General features: G+C 64.5%; 13 protein-coding genes and 2 other RNA genes. 7 read left to right on the top strand and 8 right to left on the bottom strand.

Annotation, left to right across the window (positions count from 1 at the left end; translation table 11 throughout):
- Positions 1-68: 68 nt before the first annotated feature.
- From ABQU90_RS03755 to ABQU90_RS03745, 3 genes are all read left to right on the top strand, one after another.
- Positions 69-308 (top strand): hypothetical protein, encoded by a 240-nt coding sequence (locus tag ABQU90_RS03755; protein ID WP_323517262.1) that lies wholly within the window; start codon positions 69-71, stop codon positions 306-308.
- Between the two features lie 128 nt (positions 309-436).
- A non-coding RNA gene (locus ABQU90_RS03750) (sX9 sRNA) lies at positions 437-511 on the top strand.
- Positions 512-709: 198 nt separating this feature from the next.
- The gene (locus tag ABQU90_RS03745; protein ID WP_323522029.1) at positions 710-1,366 is read left to right on the top strand and encodes a thiopurine S-methyltransferase; all 657 of its coding nucleotides are present in this window, start codon (positions 710-712) and stop codon (positions 1,364-1,366) included.
- A 286-nt stretch (positions 1,367-1,652) separates the two neighbouring features.
- On the opposite strand, the gene bfr is transcribed toward ABQU90_RS03745, so the two are convergent.
- Positions 1,653-2,138 (bottom strand): bacterioferritin, encoded by a 486-nt coding sequence (bfr, locus tag ABQU90_RS03740; RefSeq protein WP_074059611.1) that lies wholly within the window; start codon positions 2,136-2,138, stop codon positions 1,653-1,655.
- 265 nt (positions 2,139-2,403) lie between these two features.
- On the opposite strand from bfr, the gene ABQU90_RS03735 reads away from it, so the two are divergent.
- The 4 genes from ABQU90_RS03735 to hpaM all read left to right on the top strand — a co-directional run bounded on the left by ABQU90_RS03735 (position 2,404) and on the right by hpaM (position 9,009).
- Positions 2,404-4,809, top strand: coding sequence for a penicillin acylase family protein (locus ABQU90_RS03735; RefSeq protein WP_323522028.1), 2,406 nt, complete (start codon positions 2,404-2,406; stop codon positions 4,807-4,809).
- Between the two features lie 472 nt (positions 4,810-5,281).
- A non-coding RNA gene (locus tag ABQU90_RS03730) (sX9 sRNA) lies at positions 5,282-5,350 on the top strand.
- Between the two features lie 164 nt (positions 5,351-5,514).
- A complete protein-coding gene (locus ABQU90_RS03725) occupies positions 5,515-7,656 on the top strand; it encodes a TonB-dependent siderophore receptor (RefSeq protein ID WP_323522026.1) in 2,142 nt (713 codons plus the stop codon).
- A 300-nt stretch (positions 7,657-7,956) separates the two neighbouring features.
- The gene (gene hpaM / locus ABQU90_RS03720) at positions 7,957-9,009 is read left to right on the top strand and encodes a type III secretion-associated outer membrane-bound protein HpaM (protein ID WP_055845076.1); all 1,053 of its coding nucleotides are present in this window, start codon (positions 7,957-7,959) and stop codon (positions 9,007-9,009) included.
- A gap of 66 nt (positions 9,010-9,075) precedes the next feature.
- Here the strand turns inward: hpaM and asnB are convergent, their stop codons facing one another.
- The 7 genes from asnB to map all read right to left on the bottom strand — a co-directional run bounded on the left by asnB (position 9,076) and on the right by map (position 17,832).
- Positions 9,076-10,770, bottom strand: coding sequence for an asparagine synthase B (gene asnB, locus ABQU90_RS03715; protein WP_323522025.1), 1,695 nt, complete (start codon positions 10,768-10,770; stop codon positions 9,076-9,078).
- Positions 10,771-11,065: 295 nt separating this feature from the next.
- A complete protein-coding gene (dapE, locus tag ABQU90_RS03710; protein WP_115514403.1) occupies positions 11,066-12,196 on the bottom strand; it encodes a succinyl-diaminopimelate desuccinylase in 1,131 nt (376 codons plus the stop codon).
- 225 nt (positions 12,197-12,421) lie between these two features.
- Positions 12,422-12,778, bottom strand: coding sequence for an arsenate reductase (locus tag ABQU90_RS03705; RefSeq protein ID WP_115561709.1), 357 nt, complete (start codon positions 12,776-12,778; stop codon positions 12,422-12,424).
- The gene (locus tag ABQU90_RS03700) at positions 12,775-13,248 is read right to left on the bottom strand and encodes a hypothetical protein (protein WP_323522022.1); all 474 of its coding nucleotides are present in this window, start codon (positions 13,246-13,248) and stop codon (positions 12,775-12,777) included. Before ABQU90_RS03700 ends, ABQU90_RS03705 begins: the two co-directional genes overlap by 4 nt.
- Positions 13,245-14,432 (bottom strand): 2,3,4,5-tetrahydropyridine-2,6-dicarboxylate N-succinyltransferase, encoded by a 1,188-nt coding sequence (gene dapD / locus ABQU90_RS03695; protein ID WP_323522020.1) that lies wholly within the window; start codon positions 14,430-14,432, stop codon positions 13,245-13,247. The genes ABQU90_RS03700 and dapD overlap by 4 nt, the downstream gene beginning before the upstream one ends.
- Before the next feature lie 17 nt (positions 14,433-14,449).
- Positions 14,450-17,059, bottom strand: a complete 2,610-nt coding sequence (locus tag ABQU90_RS03690; RefSeq protein ID WP_115527448.1) for a [protein-PII] uridylyltransferase — start codon at positions 17,057-17,059, stop codon at positions 14,450-14,452.
- Positions 17,056-17,832 (bottom strand): type I methionyl aminopeptidase, encoded by a 777-nt coding sequence (gene map / locus ABQU90_RS03685; RefSeq protein WP_055845099.1) that lies wholly within the window; start codon positions 17,830-17,832, stop codon positions 17,056-17,058. The genes ABQU90_RS03690 and map overlap by 4 nt, the downstream gene beginning before the upstream one ends.
- Positions 17,833-17,903: the final 71 nt, after the last annotated feature.

The following is a 17,903-nucleotide window of genomic DNA, read 5'->3' as shown; positions in this document are numbered from 1 at the left end:
AGGACGGGATTTTCCATTGCAATGAATCACCAACGCACCGCGTTGCGGCGCATTGGCTGGGAGGTTCAATGCTGTACGCGGATGGCCAAGAATCAAAAGCCGGTGATCTCATCGAGATCGACTCGCAATATCGCGGGAAAGTCGTTGCCTGCATGGACATGGCCGATTATCTTCCGGGACACGAGAGCTGGAGCTATCTTGGCAACGGCATCATGGTCGATACGGATTTTGGTGGCCTGGTTCATTACGATCAGGCGTCTGCGGATGCAGAAGGACTACTGCTCATTGCGCGTCTGCAAGCCAGTTGAATCATGCAGTCAGGTCCGTCCATGGCACGCGACCTGATTTGAGCAATTGCTGTAGCGTCTCTGCCAAGAGCAGCGAACAAGATGACTGCGCTCACCGCCAGGCGGACGCGGCAGGTGCTCGGTGCGGCAGGGACCATGCGTACGCTCCGGTCCCTGCGCGCCGTCCACACCCACCTGACAACTGCTCGCTACGTTTGTTGGCCGCTCTACAGCACCGGACATGTTTCGGTGAGCCATCCTCGTGGCATGCAACCACGCAGGCAGCGATTTGATCGATGCACTTGGCAGCAAAACGCACTCCATCACCCGCAACACTGAGCAAACCTGCCGCGCTGCGCGCACAGGCGCGATTTTTTTCGTAAGCGCGATGCCGCACTGCGTTGCACCAACACGACGAGACCATGGACACAAATTTCTGGCTACAGCGCTGGCAGGACGGGCAGACCGGCTTTCATCAGGATGAGGTGATGCCGCTGTTGCAAAAGCACTGGCCCGCACTGCAGTTGCCACACGCTGCACGCGTGTTGGTGCCGCTCTGCGGCAAGACGCTGGATCTGCATTGGCTGGCTGCGCAAGGCCATCGTGTCCTGGGCGTGGAGCTCTCGCCGCTGGCCGTGACGCAGTTCTTCGATGAGGCCAACCTGCAACCGCAGCGCCACACCAGCAGCGCTGGCGAACATTTCGTCGCCGGCCCCATCGAGATCATCTGCGGTGACGCCTTTGCGCTGGACGCAAGCGTGTTGGCCGATTGCACGGCGATCTACGACCGTGCCGCGCTGGTGGCCTTGCCGGCGGATCTGCGCCGGCGGTACTTGGAAACCACCTACGCGCGCTTGCCTGCAATGTGTCGCGGGCTACTGATTACGCTGGATTATCCGCAAGCCGAAAAGGCCGGCCCACCCTTCGCGGTGGATGCGGCCGAGGTGCAGACGCTGTTTCAGGCGCAATGGCAGGTGCAGCAGTTGGAACAGCGCGACATCCTTGATCAGGAACCGCGCTTCCGTGCCGATGGCGTCACCGCACTCTCCACCGCGGTGTATCGCCTGCAACGCAGCTGAGACCCGGCACCACAGCCGGTGTCGGCTACATCGCGGCTGACCGCAGGCAATGTCGAGACAATGTCTGCAACGCCACTCTCGACGCCTGGACGGCCTTGACGAAAAACGCCGGCACCAAGCCGGCGATCTAGCTCAGCTCGACCAGCGGTAGAGCGATCAGATCAGCACATCCGATCGGGGCGCAATCGATGCGTGGGCCGTCAATCGCGATGGCCCATATGCCTCCGCCACCTCCGCCACCGCCGCGCGGCCTTGCACCGCACAGCGGTCGGCAGCGATCCCGCAATCAACCGGCCACGTGGCCCTTGTCGATCTTCGAGGTCTGGTACAGCTCCAGGCCGATCCGCTTGATCAGGCCGAGCTGCTGCTCCAGCCACCAGGCATGATCTTCTTCGGTGTCCTGCAGCTGCTTGAGCAGCATGTCGCGGCTGACGTAATCGCCGTGCTCTTCGCACAGCTTCATGCCGGCAGCGAGCGCCGCGCGTACTTCGTATTCCACCACCAAATCGCGCTCGAGCATCTCGACCACGGTCTTGCCTGGCGCAAACTCCGCCGGACGCATATCCGGGTCGCCTTCCAGGAACAGGATGCGACGTAGCAACGCGTCGGCGTGCTCGGTCTCTTCCTGCATCTCATGGTTGATGCGCTCGTACAGCGCCATCAGGCCCTGATCCTCGTAGCGGCGCGAATGCAGAAAATACTGGTCGCGTGCCGCCAGTTCGCCGCGTAGCAGCTGCTTGAGGTAATCGACGACTTCGGGATGGCCTTTCATGGTGTGCTCCAGCAACGCAATGCGCGCATGGTGCACTAAGCCGGCGGGCAATGATCTAATCGGAATCACTTTCAGTTGCGCTTGCGGCAAGACCCGTCGCGGTCATGATCTGCGGCCACACTGAGACGCCCCACACCACCACGGCGCAGCCGCAAACGGGCGGTATCGGCCGGCACTGCACTTGATGCGCCGGTGCTGCTGCTCCCGCCCCACTGCCCGCCCAGGTCTGTCGGCTACCCACGAACCACGCTCCAAGGAATAGACGATGCGCAAATGGCTGACCCGGCTGATGTTGGCAACTGTGGTGCTGGTGCTCGCCGCCGGCCTGACGCTGTATCTGCTGCTGCGCGGCAGCCTGGCGCAGTTGGACGGCGAGACGCCCTTGACCGGCCTGACCGCCCCAGTCGGCGTGCAGCGCGACCACAACGGCGTGGTCACCATCGACGCGGCCAGCCAGGCCGATGCGATGCGCGCACTCGGCTACGTGCATGCGCAGGAGCGCTATTTCGAGATGGATCTGATGCGCCGCGCGCCTGCCGGTGAATTGTCCGAACTGTTCGGCCCCAAAGCGGTGGATCTGGACAAGCGCAACCGCGTGCATCGGCTGCGCGCACGCGTGCATGCCAACCTGGACATCGCCGCCGGCAGCCAGCGCGCGGCGCTGCAGGCCTACACCGACGGCGTGAATGCAGGTCTGGCCGCGCTGCCGGTGCGGCCGTGGCCATATCTGCTGCTGCGCCAGACCCCGCGCGCCTGGACGTTGGAGGACTCCATCCTCACCGGCCTGGCGATGTATGCCGACCTGCAGGACAGCGACAATCAGACCGAACTGGCTGCCGCGCGCATCCGCGCTGTGGTGCCGCCCGCCCTGGCGGCGCTGCTCGATCATCAAGGCTCCAGTTGGGACGCGCCGCTGTTCGGTGCGGCGCACGGCGATGCCGTGTTGCCCGATGCGGCTGCGCTGGATCTGCGTCGCTTGCCGCATCCGCCCGCTACACCGCCTGCCGAGCAACCCACCCCGGGCAGCAATAATTTTGCAGTGGATGGCAGCCTCACGGCCGACGGCCGCGCCATCGTCGCCGACGACATGCATCTGGGCCTGCGCGCGCCCAACATCTGGTTCCGCGCGCGGCTGCGCTATCCCGATGCCGCGGCGCCGGACGGCAAAGTGGACGTCACCGGCTTCACCCTGCCCGGCCTGCCCGCGGTGGTGGTCGGCAGCAATGGCCATGTGGCCTGGGCGTTCACCAACAGCTATATCGACACCGCCGACTTTGCGCGGATTCCCGCTGCCACGCCCGAGCATCCGCAAGCGCTGACCACGCATGTCGAAACGATTCGTGTGGCGGGCGCTGCGCCGGTGCGCCTGGACGTACGCGAAGCGGCGTGGGGGCCGATCCTGCATGAAAACCAGGATGGCAGCCTGCTGGCGCTGCGCTGGGCCGCGCAGCTGCCCGGCGCGATCCGTCTGGACTTCGCACAGATGAGCAGCGCACGCGACCTGCAGAGCGCATTTGAAGTGGCCGACCGCTCGGGCATTCCGGCACAGAACCTGTTGCTGGCCGACCGCAGCGGGCGCATCGCCTGGCGCCTGATCGGCGCACGTCCTGCACGCAACGCTGGATGCAGCCCGACCGGCATTGCCGAGCTTGCGACCTCTGCAGCTCAGCCGACCTTGCCCACACCTCCTGCGCAGACCGGCACACCGCCGCCCACCTGCATGCCATGGCCGGTACGCAGCGATGCGGCGCCGGCATTGGTCGACCCGCCCTCGCATCGGCTATGGACCGCCAATAGCCGCGTGGTCGATACGCAACAACTGGCCACGCTTGGCAATGCCGGCTACGACCTCGGCGCGCGTGCGCAGCAGATCCGCGACGACTTGTTCGCAAAGCAGCGCTTTAGCGAGCGCGATCTGCTGGCGATCCAGCTGGACGACCGTGCGCTGTTGCTGACGCGGTGGTGGCAGCTGTTGCGCAGCGTGGTCGAGCACAGCAAAGACCCGGCGTTGCAGCAGATCGAACAAGCAACGCGCCAGTGGGACGGTCATGCAACCACCACGTCGGCCAGCTACCGCATCGTGCGCGATTTCCGCAGCAAGACCATCGATGCGGTAGAAGCCGGTCTGCTGGCGCCCGCCCAATCCGCATTGGGCGAGCAGTTCCTGACGCCGCGTCGCGCACAGCTGGAAGGCATCGTCTGGCCGATCTTGCAGCAGCGCCCCGCCAACCTGCTGCCGCCTGCCTTTGCAAGCTGGGACCAATTGCTGAGCGATGCTGCACGCAATGCGCAAGCGGAGTTGGTGGCGCAGGCCGACCCAGGCCAGCCACTCGACAAACGCACCTGGGGCGAGCGCAACACCGCCGCCATCTGCCACCCGATCGCACGCGCGCTGCCGGCGTTGGCCGCGCGCTGGCTGTGCATGCCGGCCGACCAACTCCCAGGCGACCGCGACATGCCGCGCGTCCAGGGCCCGGCCTTTGGCGCCTCCGAACGCATGGTGGTGTCGCCCGGCCACGAGCAGGACGGCATCGTGCACATGCCCGGCGGCCAGAGCGGCCACCCACTGTCGCCGTTCTGGGGCGCCGGCCACGACGACTGGGTCCACGGCCGTCCGACTCCGTTCCTGCCGACCACCACAACGCACACGCTGCGTTTGCAGCCGCAGTAAGCGCGCTGGCGTTGTCCGATCTGTCGGATACCGGTCTCGATGCAAGCGAAGAAATGATTGAGCCGCAGTAGCCCCTCTCCTGCGGGAGACCTGCCGACCACCACAACGCACACGCTGCGTTTGCAGCCGCAGTAGGCGCGCTGGCGTTGTCCGATTTGTCGGATACCGGTCTCGACGCAAGCGAAGAAATGGTCGAGCCGCAGTAACCCCTCTCCTGCGGGAGAGGGGTTGGGGTGAGGGTACGTGCGCACGCCAAGCGACCGATGGCATGCGATGCGACGCAGCCTCGGCTTATTTCAAGCGGCTTGTGCATGACAAACACCACGAGGCTTCGTGTGTCCCCTCATCCGCCCTTCGGGCACCTTCTCCCATCGGAAGCAGGAGAGCGCTGCACTTCTGACGTCTGCATTTAAAGCAACTAACAAAATGACTGTGCAGCCACCAGGCGGGCGCGGCCGGTGCTCGATGCGGTATGGACCACGCGTACGCTCCGGTTACTCCGCGCACCCGCCTGACGACTGCTCGCTACGTTCTGTTAGCCACGCCTATGAGGTGCGTTTGGCGTTTGGCGTTTGGCGTTTTGGATGCTGCACCTCGCACATCTGCACGTTTCAGCGTCCAGGCATCCGCACGGCTGGCAGGGCATGTGATCAAGCGAGCACATCATGATAAGATGCATTTGATAACCATTATCATTAACGACCAATGCGCCCCACGCTTCTTGTCACCGCGCTGACCGCTGCGCTCGCCCTGCCCTCGCCCTCCGCTTTCGCTCAGCACACCAGCACCTCGCCTGCGGTCACCGAACTGGATGGCGTCAACGTGGTCGGTCGGGCGCAGACGTTATACAAATCCGACGATGCAGCGGTCGCCACGCGTACCGACACGCCGCTGGCGCTGGTGCCGCAATCGGTGCAGGTGCTGCCGCGCGAGTTGATCGACGACCAGGCCGCGCGCCAGATCACCGATCTGTATCGCAGCATCAGCGGCATCAGTTTCTTCAGCTACGCGGGCGTCACCTTGCGGGGTTTTCGCCAGGAAAACGTGCTGTATGACGGTCTGCGTGGCGATCCGTATGCCGGTTTTTCGGTGCCGCAGCTGTTCAACATCGAACGCGTGGAAGTGCTCAAGGGTCCGGCCGGTGCGTTGTATGGCGGCGGCGAACCCGGCGGCGTCATCAATTACGTCACCCGCAAGCCTGCGCACCAGCCGCAGCGGCGGGTGGAGCTGCAGCTGGGCAATCAATCGTTCGGCGCAGCGTCGTTCGAAGCCACTGGTCCGGCACGCGAAGACGGCCGCATCCGCTATCGCATCGGCGCCTATGCCGATGGCGAGGATGGCTTTCGCCGGAACACCGATAGCCAAAGCCAGATCGGCGATGCCTCAGTGGCCTTCGATGTCGGCGACACCGGCGAGCTCACCCTGCAATACACCGATATCACCCAGGACCTGGGCGGCAATCGCCTGCGCGGCGTGCCGGTCGATGACGACGGCAACTTCCTCACCGACCGTCGCTGGAACCACAACGAACCCACCGATTTTCTCGACATGCGCGCCAAGGTCGCCTTCGCGCAGTATCGGTTTGCGCCCTCCAGTGCGTGGGATGTGGACATGGCGCTGCGCTGGTTCAAAAACGATGAGCACCAGATCTATCACGAGCCGATGGGCTTGATCGACCGCGATCGCGACGGCACCGCCGAGTGGATGACGCGGCAGTTGCGCAACCAGTACCGCGACAACGATGCCATTTCCAGCAACGTCAATGCGGTGTTCCGCACCAGCACCGGTGCCATCGCACACAAGCTGCTGATGGGCGCCGATTACTATCGCCTGGACGCCGATTTCCGCGCACAAACAGCCAATACCGCAGATAGCGGACGCGTGCGCGGGCCGGTGCCGGGCATCGACCTGTTCAACCCGGTCTACGGGCGTAGCGGCTTTTACGATTACGGCCTGGACACGCTGCCCTGGCGTACCACCAGCACGCGTAGCCTGCGCTACGGCGCGTATCTGCAGGACGAACTGACGCTGACCCCACGCTGGTATGCGATGGCCGGACTGCGCTGGGATGGCTTCAAGGACGACAACCTGCTGGATGGCTCGCGCATTACCGGCAACGACCTCAGCTGGCGCGTGGGCAGCACCTTCGTGCTGCGCGATGGCGTCAATGCCTATGCGAGTTATGCCAGCGGGTTTGTGCCGCAGGACGCGGCAAATCAGGATCCGAGCGTCGGCGGGCCGTTCGACCCGGAGCGCAGCAAACAATGGGAGCTTGGCCTGAAGACCGCGCTCAACGATGGCGGCTTGACGCTCAACACCGCGCTGTATCGCATCGAGCGCAGCAACATCGTGCAGGCCAATGGCAGCGTCGTCGATGGCGTCAACCAACTATCTGCGCTGGGCCTGGTGCGCAGCGAAGGGCTGGAGGTCGACCTGCTGGCCGATCTGACCCAGCGCTGGGTGCTCAACCTGACCTACGCCTACAACGATGCGCGCGTGCTCGATGCCGGTAGCGACGGCATCACCAATGCATCGGGCGATCGCTTCGCCAATGCACCACGCAACACGCTCGGGCTGTGGACCCGCTACGACTTGACGGCCTGGCGCTCGGCGGTGGCCTTCGGCGCCGACTACGTGGGCGAGCGCGTCAGCCTGGACGGCCAGCGCGTCAAGCCGTACGCCATCTACGACATCAGCTGGCAGACGCAGTGGGACGCATGGAAGCTGCAGATCAACGTCAAGAATCTATTCGACAAGGTGTACGCGATGAGCGGCTTCAATGCGCGTGGCGGGCACTTTCCGGGTGAGCCGCGACGCATCTATGCGCAGTTGGCCTATACCTTCTGAGCACGGCGACTCGTCGCTCAAACATCTGCAGCACGGACGCTTGCAACGCCGGCGTTGCCCTCCGGCAAGCATCGCCATCACGATCACGCTTGCGTCCATGCAACACGCACTCGCCACCGCCGCAACTGCGCGTTGAAGCACAGTTGCACTGCGCACGATTGCCACGCAATGAACCTGCGCCGAATCGCGCAGGCGGTCATGGGCTGGAACTTAACGTTTGGTGGGACACACTAGAGGCCGTCGCGATCTGGAGATCTCTCCACACCGATCGCCCCCCTCCCCTCACTGACCGGAATCCGCATGCCTCAGCTTGCCCGCTCCGTTTCCGCCCTGTTGCCCCTGGTGTTTGCAGCCGCCTGCTCGGCCGCACCACCGGCCAAATCCGGCCCACCCGACGCGCCTGTCGCCAGCTGCACCGCCAAGGTGAAGCCGGGGCAGGATCTGCAAAAGGCCATCGATAAACTGCCGCAAGGCGATACGCCGTCGGTGTTGTGCCTGGAAAAAGGCGAATTTCCGCTGCGTGGGCTGGTCTCGATCCACCGCGGCAACCTGACCTTGCGCGGCAAAGGCCCAAGCACAGTCTTGCGTATGGCCGATGGCGTGCAGCAACCGGCACTGGTGGTGGGCGACTACGAAAATCAGCAGCCGACCGGCGTGATCCGCAATGTCAGCATCGAAGACATGCAGATCGTTGCCAGCACCGGCGACAAGGAATTCATGCCCGAGCGCCCGTACCTGAGCAACAGCGCGGTGGTGGTGCGCTCCGGCCAAGGCATTCGCCTGGCTGGGTTGCAGGTCAACAAGTGCCGTAGCGCCTGTCTGTTGAGCGAATACGACACGCGCGAGATTACCATCGAAAACAACGATGTGTCCGGCGCGATCTGGGACGGCGTGTCGTTCAACCGCACCGCCAAGGTCACCATGGTCAACAACTACATCCACGACAACGTGGCGGCCGGGTTGACCACCGAACATCTGGAAGACAGCGAGATCCGCAACAACCGCTTCGAGCGTAACGGCAGCCAGGGCATCTATCTGTCCGATGCGCGGCGCAACCGCTTCAGCAACAACGTGTTCGATGGCAACAAGGTGGCCGGCGTGTTCCTGGCCTGCGCCATCCGCTATCGCACGCCGGAAATCCTGTGCTGGGACAACAGCATGAGTCAGGACAACGTGTTCGAGAACAACCGCTTCTCCAATACGCCGTTCACCTACACCATCGGTGTGGACCGTGCCGCCAACTGCACTGCGGCCGACTTCAAGCCCAACCTGTGGCGCAACAACCAGGCCGATGTGGCCGGTGTGGATATCGAGCCGCAGCGCTACGGCTATTGCGTGCGCCACGAGCAATAAACACCTGTACTACAGGGCGGCCGGCAGCGCGTTGGCGCATGCCGGCCGCTGCAGTTGCAACGCGCGTTACGAGGCCAGTGCCTGTTCGTGCACGCCAGCGATCGCACGGCCCGACGGGTCGGCCATTGCCGCAAAACTCGCATCCCAGGCAATCGCGGTCGGCGACGAGCACGCAATCGACTTGCCGCCCGGCACGGTTTCTGCGGCCGCCCGGCTCGGGAAAAACTGCTCGAACAGGCTGCGATAGAAATACGCTTCCTTGGTCTGCGGCGGGTTAACCGGAAAACGCCGGTCGGCCGCAGCCAGCTCGCGGTCGCTCACATGCGCGGCGGCATGCGCCTTGAGCCCATCGATCCAGCCGTAGCCAACGCCATCGCTGAACTGCTCTTTCTGCCGCCACAGGATCGATTCCGGCAGATAACCGGCGAATGCTTCGCGCAGCACGCCCTTTTCCATACGCGTGGCGCCGGTGCTGGTCTTGTCGATCATCTTGAAGCTGGCATCCATGCGCATGGCCACATCCAGGAACTCGCGGTCCAGGAACGGCACGCGTGGCTCAACGCCCCAGGCCATCATCGACTTGTTGGCGCGCAGGCAATCGAAGTTGTTGAGTGCATCCAGCTTGCGTACCAATTCCTCATGGAATTCGCGCGCGTTCGGTGCTTTGTGGAAGTACAGATAGCCACCAAAGATTTCGTCGCTGCCTTCGCCCGACAGCACCATCTTGACGCCCATCGCCTTGATGCGCCGCGCCAGCAGAAACATCGGCGTGGACGCGCGAATGGTGGTGACGTCGTAGGTTTCGATGTGACGGATCACTTCCGGCAACGCGTCCAGGCCCTCTTCGAAGGTGTATTCGAACCCGTGGTGCACGGTACCCAGCGCTGCGGCGGCCACTTCTGCAGCGGCAAGATCGGGCGAGCCTTTCAAGCCGATCGCGAACGAATGCAGCCGCGGCCACCAGGCTTCGGTGGTGTCGTTTTCTTCGATGCGATGCCGTGCATAGCGCGCGGCGACGGCTGCGACCAACGACGAATCCAGGCCGCCCGAGAGCAACACGCCGTACGGCACGTCGGTCATCAACTGACGATGCACCGCCCGCTCGAAGGCTTCGCGCAATTCCTGCAGTTGCACCTGCACGCCTTCCACTTCGCCGTATTCGCGCCAGGCGCGTTCGTAGTAGCGGCTCAATGCGCCGGTGGCGCTGTCGTACCAATGGCCCGGCGGAAACTGTGCGGCATCGGCGCAATCGTCCACCAGCGATTTCAGCTCGGAGGCCACGCGCAGGCGGCCTTCGCGATCATGCCCCCAGTACAGCGGCACCACGCCGATCGGGTCGCGCGCAATGATCACGCGCCCGGCCGCCTTGTCCCACAGTGCGAACGCAAAGATGCCGTTGAGGCGGTTGAGATACGAGGCCGGTGCATCTTCGCGATACAGCGCGTTGATCACCTCGCAATCGGAACCGGTCTGGAAGGCGTACGGCTGCTGCAGCTCCTGCTTGAGTTCGCGATGGTTATAGATTTCGCCATTCACCGCCAAGGCCAGCTGCCCATCTTCCGAGAGCAAGGGCTGCGAGCCGCCGGCCGGGTCGACGATGGCAAGCCGCTCGTGCACCAGGATCGCGCCGGTGTCGACATACACGCCGCTCCAGTCCGGACCGCGATGCCGCTGCCGCTGCGAACATTCCAGCGCCTGCCGGCGCAGGGCCCGCAGATCGTCGCCGGGTTGCAGGCCGAAAATGCCGAAGATGGAACACATGGAAACACTCCTGATGAAACTGCGGGGATGGATGGCCGGTGGACGAGCATGCTGCTTGGAAGTGACGCCCAAAAAAAAACCCGCATCGGCCGATGCGGGTTTTCTGATTCCTGGGCGTTTGGATGTACTTCGCCTAGTCGCAGACCCGCATCGGCCGCGCACGATTATTCGCGCGCAGCGTGTTGCGGTTGGCGTTATTAAGCTTGGCGAGGTGGATGACCATGTAACCGACGCTAACCGTTCGTTTTCGCTGGCGCAACTGTTTCAGCGGCAACGACGGCGGCGCAGCGCTTGCTCAACCGATCAACAAGCGTTCGACAAGCGTGCGGTACAGCGACGGCAGCGCCTCCAGATCGGCCACGCGCACATGCTCGTCGACCTGGTGGATCGACGCGTTGACCGGGCCGACCTCGATGCATTGCGCGCCCAGCGGCGCGATGAAGCGCGCATCGGAGGTGCCACCGCCGGTGCTCTCCTCCGGCGGCGCGCCGGCGAACTGGCCCAACACTTCGCGCGCGACGCTGCGCAGGCGCCCCTCCGGGGTGTAGAACGGCTCGCCGCTGCGGTGCCAGCGCACCGTGTAATCCAGCGCATGGCGATCCAGCACCGCAGTGATTTCTGCTTCCAGCCGCGGCGCATCCCACTGCGGGGTGTAACGCAGATTGAAGGCGACCTGCAGCTCGCCGGGGATCACGTTGTTGGCACCGGTGCCGGCATGGATGTTGGAAATCTGCAGACTGGTGGGCGGGAAACTTTCGAAGCCGTCGTCCCAGCGCCGTGCGACCAATTCGGCCAACGCGGGCGCTGCCAGATGGATCGGGTTGCGCGCCTTGTGCGGATACGCCACATGGCCCTGCACGCCGTTGACGGTCAGCGTGCCGGACAGGCTACCGCGGCGTCCAACCCGCAGCAGGTCGCCCAGTCGCTCGGTGGACGAAGGCTCGCCGGTGATGCACCAATCGATCGCTTGCCCACGTTCGCGGAACAGATCGGCCACACGCCGCACACCATCGATGGCATCGCCTTCCTCGTCGGAGGTCAACAACACCGCCAACGTACCGGGGTGCTCCGCATGGGCCGCAACAAACTGCTCGGCGGCAATCACGAAGGCAGCCACGCTGCCTTTCATATCGGCGGCACCACGCCCGTACAGCACGCCATCGCGGATCTGCGGATCGAACGGATCGCTGGTCCACGCTTCGCGCGGGCCAGGCGGCACCACATCGGTATGCCCAAGCAGCACCAGCACCGGCGCGCCACTGCCGTGCGTGGCCCACAGATTATCGACTTCGCCCAAGCGCAGGTGCTCGCAGGCGAATCCGGCAGCGGCCAGGCGCTGCGCGATTACGGCCTGGCAGCCGGCATCCACCGGGGTCACCGAGGCGCGCGCAATCAAATCACGGGTCAGATCCAGCACATCACTCATCGAAACATCACCATAGCGAGGCCGCACCAGCGGCGTGGATGGATCATGGACAGCGTAGAGCAAGCGCACTGACCATGTCCGCGCCGCGCGCGTTGATCACCGCGCGCGGTGCGTCGTGGTACGGCGGTCTACGCTGCAGCAAGCTGCAACCAGCATGGCCGTCTTTCGCCACCGCAGCAGCCACCGCTGCGGCGGCATTGCCGGCAGCGTCGCGACTGCAGCTGCTCAGCCCACACCAAACGCTTTCTTGAAGCCGTTATCGGAAAAGCCCTGGGTCAATGCACCATCATCGGTGACGACCACCGGCCGGCGGATCAACTGCGGATACTCGCGCAATAACAGCTTCCACTCCGCCTCCGAGCCGGGCGCCTTCTTGTTGTCAGGCAACTGCCGCCAGGTGGTGGACGACTTGTTGATCAAGGCATCGAATCCGCCCGCTTTGCCGGCCCACTCCAACAGTGTCTCCGGCGACGGCTTGTTGTCGCGGTAATCCACAAACGTGTAAGCGACACCGAAGCGGTCCAGCCACTTGGTGGCCTTTTTGCAGGTGTCGCAGTTCTTCAATCCATACAACGTGGTCATGTCGTGCTCTCTTCAACTGCATGGTGCGCGCCCGCACGCGCCAGCAAGGTGGTGGCCAACGCGGTGGGGTCTTGCCCGTGCGCAGGCAGGAACACCACCCGTGCGCGCTCACTGTGGAATTTCAACGCCAGCCGTACCGGTGGAACCAGCCAGGCCGGATCGACCGCACGCAACTGTGCAAGGTCCACACGCTGCGACCGCCCCTGCTGCACGATCTCCAGCGCATCGCCGGCATCGCGCACCTGCGCCCATCGCCTGCACAACACGATATGCCGCACGGTCAGCCCAAGCATGGCGACAGGCGCCAGCCAGCGCAGCACGTCCAGCTGCTGCGGCACGCCGTCGCGCGCCAGCGAGCCCGCCACGTAGACCGCAGCCCATCCCAGCCACAGGGCCGGGATGCCCCACCGGATCCAGCCACTGCCCGGACGCGACAGCAGGGTGCCGGCGGATGCGGGTGCGGTACTCAATCGGCCAGACCGCGCAGCAGCTCGTTAACGCTGGTCTTGCTGCGTGTCCTGGCATCCACCTGCTTGACGATCACTGCGCAATACAGCGAATGCGAACCGTCCTTGGACGGCAGCTGACCAGACACCACCACGCTGTAGGGCGGCACATAGCCGTAGGAAATCTCGCCGGTGGCGCGGTTATAGATGCGTGTGCTCTGCGAAATGAACACGCCCATGCCGATTACGCTGTGATGGCCGATGACCACACCTTCGACCACTTCCGACCGCGCGCCAATGAAGCAATGGTCTTCGATGATGGTCGGGCTGGCCTGCAGCGGTTCGAGCACGCCACCGATGCCGGCACCGCCGGACAGATGGCAGTGCTTGCCGATCTGCGCGCACGAGCCCACCGTTGCCCAAGTGTCGACCATGGTGCCTTCGCCGACATAGGCGCCGATATTGGTGAAGCTCGGCATCAGCACCACGTCCTTGCCGAAATAGGTGCCGCGACGCGCGACCGCACCGGGCACCACGCGCACGCCGGCCTTGCGGAAGTCGGCTTCATGGAAGCCGGCAAAGCGCGATTCCACCTTGTCCCAGAACGGCGCCGGCTGCGCGTCAATCACCGCCATCTCGTTGACGCGGAAATACAGCAGCACGGCTTTCTTCAACCACTCGTTGACGGTCCAGCCGCCCTGCCCGTCCGGCTCGGCCACGCGGAATTCGCCGCTTTCCAGGCCATCGATCACGCGGGTGACGATCGCGCGGGTGGAGCCGTCGATCTCATCCATCGTCAAGGTGGCGCGGCGCTCGAAGGCGCTTTCGATGCCGAACTTCAGTTCATCGCTGCCCACATGGGTTGCCGCGCTCTGCACGGCAATCGGCAGTTTCTTCGCAGCGGCCGCTTTCTTTGCAGCTGGCGCCGACACCACGCCGGTCGCCTGCTTGGCCACGCGCGGTGCACTGGCGGCCTTCTTTTCAGCAGTCTTCTTTACAGCAGCCTTGTTTACAGCGGTGTTCTTGACCGGCGCGGTCTTGACCGCCGCCGTCTTGACGGCGCCCTTCTTGCCGACGCTCGCGACCGGCTTGGTCGTGTCCGCTGCGGGCGTCTTGCCGGCCTTGGCGGTGGAGGTGGCTGCGCGCTTGGGTGCGGCGCTGGCGGTGGTCGCGCCGGGCTTGCGCGCGGTCTTCTTGGTGGTGGCCATGGGGGTCTCCGGACGTACTAGGCGGGGTCGAGACAGGCGCACAACGCATCGCGCAGGGCCTGCCGGGCGGATTCGGACAACGGGCGATCGTGCTCGTCGGTGATCTGGAACTGATCTTCCGCACGCTCGCCAAAGGTGGCGATGCGCGCGTCGTGCACGCGCAGATGTTGCATGCGCAGGACATACGCCACATCGGCGAGCAGCCCGGGGCGATCGGGGGCGACCAGACTGATGCGGGTGCGGCGGCCGCCGGCGCTTTCACTGAATTCCACACGCGGCGCAAAGCGGAAATGCCGCAACTGGCGCGGCACGGCACGCCGCGATGGCCGTACTTTTTGCAGGTCGCCGGCCAGCACCTGGCGTAGCGCGGCGGCAAGACGCTGCGGATCGCCATCGGCATAGCCTTCCTGCGGCAGCACTTCGAACACGTCGAAGATTGCGTCGTGCGGCGCGTCTAGCACGCGCGCGCGATGGATGCCGTAGCCCTTGCGATCCAGCGTGGCGACGATCGCCGAAAACAGGCCATCGCGGTCTGGCGAATACACGAACAGTTCCAACGCATCGTTGTCCGGCACCGCACGACGCGCTTTGACCAGGGTCTGGCCGATCTGCACTTCGATCAGCGAGACGGCCTGCCAGGCAAGCTGCTCGGGACGGAAGCGCAGGAAGTTTTCGTCCGGCATGCCGGCGAACTGGCGGTCGATGGTGGCATCGTCATGGCCTTGCGCCTGCATCAGCGCGCGTGCGGAGTCGCGCGCTTCGCGCAAGCGCTCCTCGCGCGGCGGCGGATGTTCCAGGCCTTCGCGCAGCGCGCGACGCGCGGCGAAATACAGATCCGCCAGCAACCGGTCCTTCCACGCATTCCACAGCTTGGGGCTGGTGCCGGCGATGTCGGCGCAGGTCAACAGATACAGATAATCCAGCCGTTCGCGGGTACCGACCAGGGTGGCGAAGCGATGGATCACCTCCGGGTCGGAGATGTCCTGCTTTTGCGCAGTCACCGACATGCGCAGGTGCTGCTCCACCAGCCAGGTCACCAGTTCGGTATCGCCTTCGCTGAGCCGATGCGCAAGACAGAACGCGCGCGCATCCACTGCGCCCAGTTCGGAGTGATCTCCACCGCGGCCTTTGGCGATGTCGTGGAACAACCCGGCCAGCAGCAGCAATTCCGGCTTGCGCAGCCGCGGCCAGACTTCGTGGGTGATCGAAAAACGCTCGTCCGCACGGCCGGCGGCGAACAGCGCGATGTTCCGCAGCACCATCAATGTGTGCTGGTCCACCGTGTAGACGTGAAACAGATCGAACTGCATGCGACCGGACACACTGGCAAACGCCGGAATCCACTGCCCCAGCACACCCAGCCGCGCCATGCGATTGAGCGTTTCCACCGCACGCGGGCCGCGCAGCAGCGCCATGAAACGGTCGCGCGTGGCGGCATCGGCCACGTCGTATGCCGGCAGTTGCTGCAGCACTTCGGCCAGCGCGCGTGCGGTCAACGAATGCAACCCGCGCACATCGCGATGCGCGGCCCACTGCGCAAACAGTGCGAATACCCGCAGCACATCGCCGTCCGGCCAGCTGTCGGCATCGGCGGCCAGATAACCGCGACGCAGACTGAAACCGTCGCCCAGCGGCTCCGGTACCGCCTCGCCATCGAACTGTTCTTCGAAGCGCTGCAGCAGCCGGTCGCTGATCCGGCGGATCAACGCAGCGCTGCGGTAAAAGCGCTGCATCATTTTTTCCACGCCCAGGCTTTCCGGGTCGTCGGCAAAGCCCAGCCGCTGCGCCAGGGTCTTTTGATAATCGAAACGCAGGCGTTCTTCCGGCCGGTTGGCCACGATGTGCAGCCCGAAGCGCAGCCGCGCCAATTCTTCGCGCTCGCGCCGCAACGCAGCCGCTTCGTCGAAGCCGACATGGCCCAGCCCGACCAATGCTTCCAGATCCTTGACCCCGAACGCGCGCAACGCCATCCAGCCCAGGGTCTGCAAATCGCGCAGGCCACCCGGGCCGTCCTTGATGTCGGGTTCGAGATTGTCGGCGGTGTCACCAAAGCGCTGATGCCGTGCCAGCAATTCTTCGCGCTTGGCCTGGAAGAAATCGCGCGGCGGCCACACCCATTGCGGTGCGATCGCCGCAGCCAGTGCCGCACGCGCATCGCCATCGGCTACCAACGGCCGCGACTCGATCAACGCGGTGAGCACGGTCTGATCGATCGCAGCGGCGGTGCACTGCGCCGGCGAGCGAACCGCATGACTGATCGGCAGGCCAACGTCCCACAACAATGCGAACAACCGCGCCAGCGCCTGCTCGTGGCGTTGCTGCACGGCGGTGTCGCCCAACACCAGCACGTCCACGTCCGAACGCGGAAACAGCTCGCCGCGGCCATACCCACCGACCGCATGCAGCGACAGGCCGCTATCGGCCGGAATGCAGCGGGTCCAGGCGTTGCGCATCAACTGGTCGACCGCGCGTGCGCGTAGCGCAACCAGACGTTCGATCGGTTCGCCCTGATCGAAGCGTTTGCACAGCCGCATGTCCGCGTGCACCAGCAGCGGACGGGCCTGCGCGGCCCATTCCGCATCGCCGGCGACGCCCGGGTCGGGTCGATCCGCCGGCGTGGCCGTCATACCGGCGCGGGCGAATTGGCAGACAGCGTCAGCACATCTACGCCGTCTTCGGTCACTGCGACCATGTGCTCCCACTGCGCGGACAACTTGCGGTCCTTGGTGACCACGGTCCAGCCGTCGGGCAGTGTCTTATGGTGATAGGTGCCTTCGTTGATCATCGGCTCGATGGTGAAGGTCATGCCCGGCTTGAGCACCAGGCCTTCGCCCGGACGGCCGTAATGCATCACCTGCGGTTCGTCGTGATAGACCTTGCCGATGCCGTGGCCGCAGTAATCGCGCACCACGCTGAAACGTTCGGCCTCGGCAAACTTCTGGATCGCATGGCCCACATCGCCCAGCGTGGCGCCCGGCTTGACCGCGCGGATGCCGCGCCACATCGCTTCATAGGTGGTGTCCACCAGGCGTTTGGCCATCACCGACGGCGTGCCCACGTAATACATGCGGCTGGTGTCGCCGTGCCAGCCGTCCTTGATCACGGTGACATCGATATTGACGATGTCGCCTTCCTTCAACACCTTGGCCGCGCTCGGAATGCCGTGACAGATCACGTTATTGACCGAGGTGCACACGCTCTTGGGAAAGCCGCGATAGCCAACGTTTGCAGGAATGGTGCCCTGCACGTTGACGATGTGGTCGTGGCAGATGCGGTCGAGCTCGGCAGTGGTCACGCCTGGCTTGACGTGCGGGCCAACGATGTCGAGCACCTCGGCGGCCAGACGGCCGGCGATGCGCATCAGTTCGATTTCTTCTTTAGTTTTTAGATTGACGCTCATGACCCCGATTATCGCCGATTCGGGCTGAATCTGAACGACCCGCGGCAGCGTTTTTTGCAGGACACAGTGTC

Origin of the sequence: Xanthomonas sp. WHRI 10207 (genome assembly GCF_040202975.1) — a bacterium.
Taxonomy (GTDB): Bacteria; Pseudomonadota; Gammaproteobacteria; order Xanthomonadales; family Xanthomonadaceae; genus Xanthomonas.
This window is presented reverse-complemented; position numbering and strand designations above follow the sequence as displayed.